Origin of the sequence: Stenotrophomonas sp. HMWF003, assembly GCF_003061285.1 — a bacterium.
Lineage (GTDB): Bacteria > Pseudomonadota > Gammaproteobacteria > Xanthomonadales > Xanthomonadaceae > Stenotrophomonas > Stenotrophomonas maltophilia_AP.
Map to the genome: position 1 here is coordinate 1 of NZ_QAIW01000130.1, position 3,884 is coordinate 3,884.

The 3,884-nt window shown below is 67.7% G+C and carries 1 protein-coding gene and 1 pseudogene; both read left to right on the plus strand.

Annotated features, from left to right (window positions below; genetic code table 11):
- Positions 1–52: 52 nt before the first annotated feature.
- Positions 53–1,951: a molecular chaperone HtpG gene (gene htpG / locus DBR34_RS04995; protein ID WP_128095947.1), complete on the plus strand. Its 1,899-nt coding sequence runs from the start codon at positions 53–55 to the stop codon at positions 1,949–1,951.
- Between the two features lie 501 nt (positions 1,952–2,452).
- Positions 2,453–3,868: pseudogene (gene ftsY / locus DBR34_RS05005) on the plus strand (signal recognition particle-docking protein FtsY).
- The last annotated feature ends 16 nt before the right edge of the window (positions 3,869–3,884 follow it).

Below are 3,884 nucleotides of genomic sequence, written 5' to 3' on the forward strand. Positions count from 1 at the left end.
TCCTTGGACGATGCCGCGCCGGGCGCGGCATCGTCCAAGGAGCATCGTCACCGTGACCGAGCAGACCCAAAAACAAACCCTGGGCTTCCAGACCGAAGTCAAACAGCTGCTGCAGCTGATGATCCACTCGCTGTACTCCAACAAGGAAATCTTCCTTCGCGAGCTCATCTCCAACGCCGCCGATGCCTCCGACAAACTGCGCTTCGAAGCGCTGACCCAGCCGGCCCTGCTCGAAAACGACGGCGACCTGCGCATCCGCGTCAGCTTCGATGCCGACGCCCACACCCTCACCATCGACGACAACGGCATCGGCATGAGCCGCGAGGATGCCATCGCGCACCTCGGCACCATCGCCAAGTCCGGCACCGGTGACTTCCTGCGCCAGCTCTCCGGCGACCAGAAGAAGGACTCCCAGCTCATCGGCCAGTTCGGCGTCGGCTTCTACAGCGCCTTCATCGTCGCCGACCAGGTCGACGTCTACTCCCGCCGCGCCGGCCTGCCCGCCAGCGAGGGCGTGCACTGGTCCTCGCGCGGTGAAGGCGAGTTCGACGTCGAAGCCATCGACAAGCCCGAGCGCGGCACCCGCATCGTGCTGCACCTCAAGCACGACCAGCACGATTTTGCCGATGGCTGGCGCCTGCGCGGCATCATCAAGAAGTACTCCGACCACATCGGCCTGCCGATCCAGATGGTCAAGGAACACCACGGCGACGACGCCCCGGCCGAGGTTGAATGGGAAACCGTCAACCGCGCCAGCGCCCTGTGGACCCGCCCGCGCACCGAGATCAGCGACGCCGAGTACCAGGAGTTCTACAAGCACGCCGCCCATGACCACCAGGATGCGCTGGCATGGAGCCATAACAAGGTTGAAGGCAAGCTCGAGTACACCTCGCTGCTGTACGTGCCCGGCCACGCCCCGTTCGACCTGTACCACCGCGACGCGCCCAAGGGCCTGAAGCTCTACGTGCAGCGCGTGTTCGTCATGGACCAGGCCGAACAGTTCCTGCCGATGTACCTGCGTTTCATCAAGGGCGTGGTCGATTCCAACGACCTGTCGCTGAACGTCTCGCGCGAAATCCTGCAGTCCGGCCCGGTCATCGACTCCATGAAGTCGGCCCTGACCAAGCGTTCGCTGGACATGCTGGAGAAGTTGGCCACCGACAAGCCCGAGGTCTACGCCGGCTTCTGGAAGCAGTTCGGCCAGGTGCTCAAGGAAGGCCCCGCCGAAGACTTCAACAACCGCGAAAAGATCGCCGGCCTGCTGCGCTTCGCCTCCACCCATGACGCCAGCGGCGAGCAGAGCGTGTCGCTGGCCGATTACGTGGGCCGCATGATCGAGGGCCAGGACAAGATCTACTACCTGACCGGCGACAGCTACACCCAGGTCAAGGACAGCCCGCACCTGGAAGTGTTCCGCAAGAAGGGCATCGAAGTGCTGTTGTTCACCGACCGCATCGACGAATGGCTGATGGGCTACCTGACCGAATTCGACGGCAAGTCGTTCGTCGACGTCGCCCGCGGCGACCTGGACCTGGGCGCACTGGAAAGCGCCGAAGACAAGCAGGCCCAGGAAGAAGCCGCCAAGGACAAGCAGGGCCTGGTCGATCGCATCAAGACCGCGCTCGGTGAAGATGTGGCCGACGTGCGAGTGTCGCACCGCCTCACGGACTCCCCGGCGATCCTGGCCATCGGCGAACAGGACCTGGGCCTGCAGATGCGCCAGATCCTGGAAGCCAACGGCCAGAAGGTGCCCGACAGCAAGCCGGTGTTCGAGTTCAACCCCGGCCACCCGCTGATCGGCAAGCTGGACCAGGAAGCCGACGCCGCACGCTTCGACGACCTGAGCCGCGTACTGTTCGAACAGGCCGCACTGGCTGCCGGTGACACGCTGAAGGACCCGGCCGCCTACGTGCGCCGGCTCAACAAGCTGCTGCTGGAATTGTCGGCGTAAGGCGACCGCTGCCGGACGGGTGCGTGCCGACCAACGGTCGGCATTCGCACACCCGGCTGATGGCCGCAATCGCACCCGGTAGTGCCGGCCGCCGCGGCCCGGGCCACGCCGATCCGGGTGGCATCGGCCACCGGCAGGCGCGCCACGTTCGACGCGGCCGCCTGCACCCCGAGGGTGGCGGCGCGGAGGCCTGAGCTGGCGATGGACATCACGTTCACGGTCCTGCACTCCACGATGTATGACTGCGTCTGAATGACGCAGTGCTTCACAGCCGTTAGCGGCTGCCGCGCTGCGGGCTTTAGGGGCCGATCGGCCGCAGCCGATCCGTGGCAGCCGGGGAAGTGGCAGCCGGGCAGAGCCCGGCTCTACCGCGGGTGGTGGGTGGTGGCCGGTAGAGCCGACCGTTGGTCGGCTGCCCACAACAACGCCCACTGCCGACGTTCGCACTGCCGTCCAAGGGCGCAGTGGTAGCATATCCCCCTGATTTCAGCGCCGAATCCAATGCTCAGTTTCTTCCGTCGCAAAAAGCCCCAGGACGCTCCGCAGGACGCGCCCAAGACCCAGCACTATTCGGCCGAAGAACTGGCCGCAGCGTTCCCGTAGGCCAGCCAGGACGGCCCTACCGCCCCGGCGCCGATCGAGACGCCTGCGGCTGCCGGGGTGCCTGCTGCCGAAGCGCCCGTTGCGCCGCCCGCCGCGCCGCTGCCGCCGGTTGTGCCGGTTGCCCCTGCCGCGACCGTGTCGCCATCGCCGGTCGCGCCCGAGGCACCGCTCGTCGCCCCCGTCACCGCACCCGCCGTGGTCCCGGCCCCCGTGCCCGACCCGGTCGCCGCCGTGGCGCCCGCCCTTGCCGAACCGACCGTTCCGGCCCCGCTGGTGGTGGCCGAACCCATCGCCGCGCCGTTGCCGCCGCCGGTACTGGTCGCCAACCAGATCACCCAGGAAGCCGCGCAGCCCCTGGCCACCGAGCCGGCCGAAGGCACCGCTGCCGCGGCGCCAGGCAAGCTGGGCTGGCGCGACCGCCTGCGCAACAGCGTCATCGCGCGCAGCTTCGGCGGCCTGTTCTCGCGCAATCCCAAGCTTGACGACGACCTGCTCGACGAACTGGAAACCGCGCTGATCACCGCCGATGTCGGCGTGGGCGCCACCACCGCGCTGGTCGAAGGCCTGCGCAAGCGCATGAAGGCCCGTGAGTTCGCCGACGCCAATGCGCTGCTGGCGGCGCTGCGCAGCGAGCTGATCGCCATCCTGCAGCCGGTCTCCAAGCCGCTGGTCATCGACCGCAGCGCCAAGCCGTTCGTGGTCCTCACCGTCGGCGTCAACGGCGTCGGCAAGACCACCACCATCGGCAAACTGGCCAAGCGCTTCAAGGACGATGGCCACAGCCTGATGCTGGCCGCCGGCGATACGTTCCGTGCCGCCGCCGTGGCCCAGCTGCAGATCTGGGGCGAACGCAACGGTGTCACCGTGGTCGCCCAGGGCCAGAACGCCGATGCCGCCTCGGTGGCATTCGACGCCCTGCAGGCTGGCAAGGCCCGCGGCACCGAAGTGCTGATCGCCGACACCGCCGGCCGCCTGCACACCCAGGGCGGCCTGATGAACGAGCTGGGCAAGATCCGCCGCGTGCTGGGCAAGATCGACCCGGCGGCACCGCACGAGGTGCTGATGGTGATCGACGGCACCACCGGGCAGAACGCGCTGTCGCAGCTGCGCCAGTTCCATGCCGCGGTCAACGTGACCGGGCTGGTGGTGACCAAGCTGGACGGCACCGCCAAGGGTGGCGTGGTATTCGCCCTGGCCCGTGAATTCGGCATTCCGATCCGCTTCGCCGGCATCGGCGAGCGCCCGGAAGACCTCCGCGTGTTCGACCCGGAAGCCTTCGTCGACGCATTGCTGCCCGAAGCACTGGGCAGCTGATCGAACGGCGCGGCGG